Below are 7,750 nucleotides of genomic sequence, written 5' to 3' on the forward strand. Positions count from 1 at the left end.
AGCATTTCTTCCACCGGCATCTGCATCATGCCGGTGCGCACCGTCACTTCCACCTGCGCCGCCCCATTCTCCGGTCGGGATTGGGTGATGGTCACGATAGAAGCACCCGCCGAGGAAATGCCGGACAGCAATGCCTGTAAGGCACCGGTCTTATCCAGCAGGGTCGCCACCACGGTGATGGACTCCCGCCCGGCCTCAGCATCAAAAACGGTATCCTTATATTTATAGAATGCGCTGCGGGAGATCCCGGCTTGCCGCGCTGCCGTGGAAATGTTGCTGACCGCTCCGGAAGCCAACAGCTCCTTGGCTTGCAGCACTTTGACAAACACTTCCGGCAGGACATCCGCATCCACCAAAAGAAAACGGCGGTCCGGCATACTGTCCCCTCCTTGCGTACAGTTGTAGTTTCGACAAGCAACATCATACCACCAACCCAACTGTATTGCAAGTATTTTCTCCGCTGATTTCCTTGTTTTTGGCGTTTTGCACAGCCTTTCCGATATTTCGCTCCTGTTTTTCTACGGCGGTTAGCTGTCCGCGATACAAAAACAAGCAACCCCTTCGACAGATACTGCCAAAGGGGTTGCAGGTATTATCCTATTATGCAGCCGGCGTCGTGGTATCCGTAGCCGCTGCCGCCGCAGGATCTGTTGCGGGATCGGTGGTCAATGCCCCTTCCGCAGCCTGCTGGGCCAGTGCAGCATAGGGGTCGGTTTCGGCCACATAGCTGTCGTCCGGCATGTTGTCCTCGGTGTAGTAGCCCGTAGCACCGCCACCGGACACGATGGCACCGGTGGAAGTATCAAACTGTCTGGCCACTACGCCGTCCGGCATCGGGAACTCCGCCGCTTCCTTGTCGGCTTGCAGTTCCTCCATCAGGTTCTTCCAAACCTGCTGGATGGGTTTGCCGCTGCGGCCAGCCGAACCCAGCTCATACAAGCTGGTGGGCTTGTCGCAACCCCACCACAACGCGGTAACATAGTAGGGCGTCAAACCTGCGAAGGTGTAGTCCTTGTAGTCGCTGGTCGTACCGGTCTTGGCCGCTGCCTCGATGTCGCCCTGCGGCGCCATACCGCTGGCCGTACCGCCGCTCTTCAGGACATTGGTCAGCATCCGGTTCATAATATACGCGGTGCTCGGCTCGATGGCCTGAATGGTGTTGATATACTTGGTATTGTCCAGCACCTCATTGCCCTGATAATCGGTAATTTCGGTGTAGTAGTGCGGCGTGGTGAAGGTGCCGTCGTAGAAGATGCTGTAAGCACCAGCCAACTGCACCACTGTCATACCGTGACTCTGGGAACCCAGTACCAGAGGTCCAAGGTCCATATCGGTCTCGGCATCGATATAGCTGCATTCCAGCGTATCGTGGACAAAGTTATACAAGAAGTCCACACCGACCATGCTGCCCACACGCACCGCTACGGTGTTGTAGGACTGACGCACAGCGTCGTACACCAGCATCAAATCGCCGTTACCGCCGGCACCGCCGTAGTTGGTAGGCCAATCACGCCAGATGTCGGAGCGGGACTGCGCGGCCTCGGAATAGGGATCCATATAGGAGTAGGCGTCTTTCAGTACACGCTTATCCGCTGCCGAGTAGTACGGCGCATCCATAATGGGCGTAGAGTAGTTGATGAGCTTGTAGTCCAATGCCAAGCAGTAGGCACCGATGGGTTTCATGGTAGAACCGGTCTGGTGAGGAATGGTGGCACGGTTGGTACCAAGGTCATACTTCTTCTCGCCTACACCGCCGCCGATGCCCAAGATGTTGCCATCATAGTCCAACGTGGCGATAGCCGCCTGCGTGCGCACCTTCTCGTACACACAGAGATAGACGGTATCATCATTAGGATAGTTGTCATCGGTGGAGGTGCCCATCTTCAAGGTGGTCTTTTCATCGTCGGTATATACCGGGATGTCATCCACGCCGTAAACCGCCAGCCCATCCTTCGTCAGCGGCAGGCCGGTGTTTTCGTCAAACTCCACATCGTCCCAGCTGCTGGTGTCGGCCGGATAATCCCGCAGGCAGACCGCTTCCTCATGCTCCAACGCAGGGATCACGCCATCGGCGTCATACATCGCGTTTTCAATGGCCGTCTGAACCTCAGGATCCACCGTGGAGTAGACGCGCAGGCCGCCGTTGAAGATCATCGAACGGGCCTCGTCCTCGGTCATGTTCAGCTTTTCCTGCAGGTCGTTGAGCAGTTCATAGTACAGCGCATCGGTAAAGTAGGAGTTCTGGGAAGAACGAGTGGCGTTCTCGGCAGAGCTGCTGGTTTCTGTCAGCGTAATGCTCTCGGCACAAGCCGCATCGTGTTCCTCTTGGGTAATATAGCCCTGCGCGTACATCTCATCCAACACATGGTTGCGCCGAGAAATGAGGTTTTCGGGGTTGGTAAAGGGATTGTACATGGTGGGGTTGTTGGTGATGGACGCCAGCACCGCACATTCCGACAGGGTCAGATCTTCTACGGATTTACCAAAATATTCGTTGGCGCCTGCCTCCATGCCGCAGACAATGCCCGTCAGCGGGATGGTGTTCAGGTAGGCTTCCAAAATGGTTTCTTTGCTGTAACGGTTGGCAAGACCCAAAGCACGGAAGATCTCGCGCACTTTACGCATCTTGTCCACCTCATCGTCACCGGTCAGGTTCTTGATGAGCTGCTGTTCCAGCGTGGACGCGCCCTGCCGCTCACCGTAAATCGCATGATCGGTCAGCTCGTTCAGCGCTGCACCGATGGTACGCTTTAGGTTGATGCCCGGCTCGTCGTAGAAGTTTTTATCCTCGATGGCAATGACCGCATTCTGCAGGTCCTCCGGCATGGCGGACAGTTCCCGCCAGATACGGTTTTCCCCCTGCGTTAAGGTAGCGTAAGGATCACCGTTCTTGTCATAGATGATGGTGGTCTGCTTATTTTTCAGGTTATCCAGATCCAGAACCTCGCCATCGTCTGCCGTGACCTGTACAATGTACATCGACAGCAAAACAGCGGCTATGCTGCCCAGCATGATGCACACACAGAAGACACAGCCGATGAAGCGAAGAATCATACCGGCAATACCACGGCGCTTTTTCTTCTTTTTCGGCTGCTGATCCTTCGGGTTCACCGGTCCAAACTGGCCCGTCGCCCCCGTGTTAGACTTTACGCCATCCGTTGAAATATGGCGTTCCTTTTTGGGTTCTATGGGAACCGCCTCCTTTGTTTATATCCCAAAAGCATTCCCGGCATAGCCGTAACACAGAATGACAGAATGTTATAGAATGGATTATACCACAAAACCGCCGCAAAAGTACAGTCCGAAACGCAAAATTCACAAGTTTTTGTTTTTTTGACGCTGCATCGCCCCATACTAACCCAAAAGGAGGGCTTGCTATGGAGAACAAGCATGGGAAAAGTGCCAAATTGTATCTTTCACTGTTGGGGGCAGTGGCCGTGCTTTGTCTTGTGGCATCGGTTTTGTGGATGCTGCGGGGGCAAAGTGCGCCGGAAGCGCCGCTTTACCTATTGAAAGACAACGCCGGGCATATCGCCCTGTATGCCGGAGACGGCACCGGCCCCTTGGCACAATACGAGGAGATCTACACCCATCTGCTGCCGGAAAGCGATGTGCTGGCCTTGCAGCAGGGCGTGCCGGTGTATACCGAAACCGAGTTGCAGAAACGCTTAGAAGACTACGGTTTGTAAGGCGGCAAAAACCGCGGACTTTTGCAACTTTTCTTGCGCCACTCGGGATTTTATGTTATAGTATGGATAACTACCAATAAATAAAGGAGTACCAAACATGACCGAACAGGAGATTTTGACTGCGGTGCAGGATATTTTCCGGGATAATTTTGACGACGACACGCTGGTGATCACCCGCGACACCTGTGCTGACGACATCGAAGACTGGGATAGTTTGGAACAGATCAACCTGCTGACCGCCATTGAGAAGAAATTCAACATCAAATTCAAGCTGGCGGATGTGCGGGGTCTGAAAGATGTGGGCGACCTGTTGGATCTGGTCGCACGGATGGTCTGATTCCAGCCACAATACAGGAAAATAGGGCGGCCCCGTGCCGCCCTTTTTGCAAAGATAAAGGAGTCTGCGATGAACCACTACACGTTGGCGGAGATGACCCCCGGATTGACCGAATCTTTCACCGTCACGGTCACCGCCGAAATGATGGACGCTTTCCAAAACATCACCGGGGATGTGTCCCCCATTCATCTGGATGCCGCCTATGCCCAAGACCGTGGGTATCCCGGCCGCGTGGTCTATGGCATGTTGGGGGCCAGTTTCTTTTCCACGCTGGCGGGGGTCTATCTGCCCGGGGAACACTGCCTGCTTCATGGCGTAGAGTGTAAGTTTGCCAAGCCGATTTTTATTGGTGACACCTTGACGGTGCAAGGCACCGTCGTCCGTGTGAGTGAGATTGGCAACGAGGCAGAGATCAAAGCCGTGATCACAAACCAAAACGGCCAACGGGTGACCCGTGGTCTCATCAAAGCAGGACTTGCAAAATAAGGAGGAGTTCCCGTATGGCGTATACCTATCTGATCACCGGCGCCACCAGCGATGTGGGCCGGACGCTGATCGACCGTTTGCTGACCGGCGCCCCCGACGCGTTGGTACTGGCGCAAGGCTGCGGCGATCTGGACAAGCTGGCGTCCCTGTGCCAGCGTTTTCCCGGGCAGGTCCGCCCCTACGACGTCGACCTGTCCGATCGGGCCAAAGTCGATACTTTTATGCAGTTGCTGGAGACTTCGGCTCCCTCCCCCACCCATTTCATCCATCTGCCGGCCCTGCCGGTGGTCAACACCAAATTCAAAGCCTTTGACCAGACCCGCTTCGACAAAGATCTGGAGATCGAAGTCCACAGTGCCATCCGCATCTGCCGTACCATCCTGCCGGCTATGGCACGCGCCAAGTTTGGGCGGGTCCTGTTCATCCAAACCAGCTATACCATCGGCTGTCCGCCCAAAAACACCGCCGCCTATGTGATGGCCAAAAGCGCCATTGGCGGCTTGGTGAAGAGCTTGGCCGTGGAATATGCCAAGTTTGGCGTGACCGTCAACTGCGTAGCCCCCAGCATGATGGAAACCAACTTCTTGAAAGACACCCCCGATCTGATTGTGCAGGCAGCAGCCGCCGACAATCCCATGGGCCGCAATGCCACCCCCGAAGATGTGGTACCGGCCATGGCGTTCCTGCTTTCCGACGAAGCTGGGTTCATCACCGGCGTCACGCTGCCGGTCACGGGAGGTTCGGCCATTGTCTGACGTAACATTTCGTCTGGCCCGGCTGGGAGAAGACCGAGCCATCGTAGATTTTATCAACGAAAATTTTGATATGCGGTTGCCGCTTCTCAATCGGAGGGAATTGTACCATCACTACTATGCCGGACGTGGCGGGGTTCCCCAATTTGCGGTAGCCGAACAGGACGATCAGTACGTCAGTGCCGCCGGTTACATATTGGCTAACACCGCCCGTCGCCCCGATGTGTGGGTCAGCGTATGGGTAGCCGTAAAAGGACACAACGGCGTGGGTTTGGAATTGATGAATGCCCTGCCGGGGCTGCTGCACGCGAATGTTATTGCCTGCAACAACATTCGCCCCAACACCTGCACATTCTATCAGTTCTTAGGCTGGCAGGCCGGACGAATCCCCCATTACTACCGGTTGGGACGCCGTACCGACTACCAGTTGGCCAAGCCGCTGCGCTATGTACTGCCCCCGGTCCAGCGCGATCTGGGTTTGGAAAAGATTGAATCTGCCGCTGACCTGATCCCGCTTGGCATGCCCCCTACCCCTCACACGCCCCGCAAGGATGTCTGGTATCTGCGGCGGCGGTACTTCCACTATCCCCATTTCCATTACGATGTATGGGCTGCCCGGGAACACGGCAAGCTGCTGGCCTATCTGGTCACCCGCACGGTCACTGCACAGGAAACCGGTTGTGTGCCGGTGGTCCGTCTGGTGGATTTTATCGGAGTCGATGAGGTACTGCCTCGGCTGGGCGGTGCACTGGATGCCATTTTGCGCCGCACCGGGGCCGAGTACATGGACTGCTACAACGTAGGTATTCCTGCCGCGATCTGGCAGGCTGCGGGATTCACCGAGCGGGTGGAAGGCGACGGGTGCATCATCCCCAACTATCTGACACCGCCTTTGCGAGAAAACACCGAATACTACTACTTTACCAATAAGCCTGAGAACTTTGTGCTCTTTAAGGCTGACGGCGATCAGGATCGCCCCAACTTACAATAATAGACAAACGCCCCGGCAAGCTGTCGGGGCGTTTGTGCTGTACCAACTTTCCACAAAAAAGACCGCCTTGCGGCGGTCCGAACGTTGGGGTAATAGGATTTACTGCGCGACCTTCTCTTTCAGGCGGCCGCTGGCTTTGAAGCCCGGAATTGCAGTGGGCTCCAGCTTGCTGGTCACCTTGGTCTTGGGGTTGGTAAAGTTCTTGGTCTGGCGCTCCCGCATTTCAAAGCGGCCGAACCCCGCAATGGTAACCTTATCGCCGCCCTTGAGCACGTCACCGATGGTGCCGAAAATGCAATCCATGACCTTTTCCACTTCGCCGCTGGTCATGCCGGTGTCGTTTGCAACCTTAGTAATCAACTGAGATCTCGTCATAATTCCTTTATACTCCCTATTGCTTAGGCACAGCCTGTTATTATTACGCCCCATATTATAGAAAAAATACCGCGCAGAATCAAGGGTTTTTGACCAATTACGACGGAAATCGGCAAATGGTCTAAAAATTTCCGAGCACAGTTGCGCAAATTCCGTCATTCAGCGAATAATCGTACCTTTTTTGCATTCAAAGTTTTGCACCCCTTCGCAACCTACACAAAAAATAGGCTTGTCCCGCGGGACAAGCCTATCTTTTTTACCATCAGTCCTGCTTGGCTTCGCGGTGCAGGCGGGCCACGTCCACCAGTTCCATCTGGCTGATGTCGTGGTCACCCCGCAGCGCATCGACCAGCACACGGGCGGTATCCATCGCCGTGATGCACGGAATGGAAAGCTCGGTGGCTTTGCGGCGGAACTTGACCGAATCCCGGTGGGGATCCCGGCCATGGGGACTGGTGGAGATGATATAATCCACCAAGCCACTCTCCAGCAGATCGATGACGTTGGGCCGTGCGCCGCTCATCTGGCGGACCACACTGCAGGGCACCATCTGGCTGTTGAGATAACGGGCCGTTTCGGCCGTGCCGTAAATCTTATAACCGTAGTCATGCAGCTTCCAAGCCAAATCGGCAGCTTCCTTTTTGTCGCTGTCCTTGACCGTAATGATGACGCAGGAGCCGGGGCCGGGCACTTTGAACTGGTAACCGGCGGCTACCAAGCCCTTCATCATGGCCTCGTGGAAGGTGGGGGCAATCCCCAGCACTTCGCCGGTAGACTTCATCTCGGGGCCCAGCATGGTGTCCACGCCGTGGAGCTTTAGGAAGCTGTAAACCGGCACCTTGACCGCATAATAGGGGCTCTTGCCGCCGCGCCACAGGCCGGTGCCGTAGCCCATATCCTTGAGCTTTTCGCCCAAGGTGCAGCGCACCGCCAAGTCCACCATGGGAACACCGGTGACCTTGCTGATATAAGGCACCGTACGGCTGGAACGGGGGTTGACCTCGATAACATAGACCTTGCCGTCCTGTACCGCATACTGGACGTTGACCAGACCTACGACCTTCAGTTCCCGGGCAAAGCGGCCAGTGTAATCCACCAGCGTATCGATGACCTTCTGGCT

General features: G+C 55.6%; 9 protein-coding genes. 5 read left to right on the top strand and 4 right to left on the bottom strand.

Annotated features, from left to right (window positions below; genetic code table 11):
• The coding region (locus Q0526_RS09025; RefSeq protein WP_298732709.1) for an amino acid-binding protein at positions 1-377 on the bottom strand (377 nt) is incomplete at its 3' end.
• 223 nt (positions 378-600) lie between these two features.
• On the bottom strand, positions 601-3,111 hold the full coding sequence (locus tag Q0526_RS09030) for a transglycosylase domain-containing protein (RefSeq protein WP_298732710.1): 2,511 nt from the start codon (positions 3,109-3,111) through the stop codon (positions 601-603).
• A gap of 266 nt (positions 3,112-3,377) precedes the next feature.
• Here Q0526_RS09030 and Q0526_RS09035 point away from each other — a divergent pair, with 266 nt between their 5' ends.
• The 5 genes from Q0526_RS09035 (at position 3,378) to Q0526_RS09055 (ending at position 6,255) form a co-directional block, all read left to right on the top strand.
• A complete protein-coding gene (locus Q0526_RS09035) occupies positions 3,378-3,689 on the top strand; it encodes a hypothetical protein (protein WP_298732712.1) in 312 nt (103 codons plus the stop codon).
• Between the two features lie 97 nt (positions 3,690-3,786).
• Entirely contained in the window at positions 3,787-4,026 is a 240-nt protein-coding gene (locus Q0526_RS09040) for an acyl carrier protein (RefSeq protein ID WP_298732714.1), read from the top strand.
• A gap of 69 nt (positions 4,027-4,095) precedes the next feature.
• Positions 4,096-4,512: a MaoC family dehydratase gene (locus Q0526_RS09045; protein ID WP_298732716.1), complete on the top strand. Its 417-nt coding sequence runs from the start codon at positions 4,096-4,098 to the stop codon at positions 4,510-4,512.
• Between the two features lie 14 nt (positions 4,513-4,526).
• On the top strand, positions 4,527-5,267 hold the full coding sequence (locus Q0526_RS09050) for an SDR family oxidoreductase (protein WP_298732718.1): 741 nt from the start codon (positions 4,527-4,529) through the stop codon (positions 5,265-5,267).
• On the top strand, positions 5,260-6,255 hold the full coding sequence (locus Q0526_RS09055) for a hypothetical protein (protein ID WP_298732720.1): 996 nt from the start codon (positions 5,260-5,262) through the stop codon (positions 6,253-6,255). The genes Q0526_RS09050 and Q0526_RS09055 overlap by 8 nt, the downstream gene beginning before the upstream one ends.
• A gap of 99 nt (positions 6,256-6,354) precedes the next feature.
• Here Q0526_RS09055 and Q0526_RS09060 read toward each other — a convergent pair whose 3' ends face one another.
• Positions 6,355-6,789 (bottom strand): HU family DNA-binding protein, encoded by a 435-nt coding sequence (locus tag Q0526_RS09060; RefSeq protein ID WP_366522069.1) that lies wholly within the window; start codon positions 6,787-6,789, stop codon positions 6,355-6,357.
• Between the two features lie 103 nt (positions 6,790-6,892).
• Positions 6,893-7,750, bottom strand: an 858-nt coding sequence (locus Q0526_RS09065) for an ATP-grasp domain-containing protein (RefSeq protein ID WP_298732724.1), incomplete at its 5' end; no start/stop codon positions are given.

This window comes from uncultured Subdoligranulum sp. (assembly GCF_937890665.1).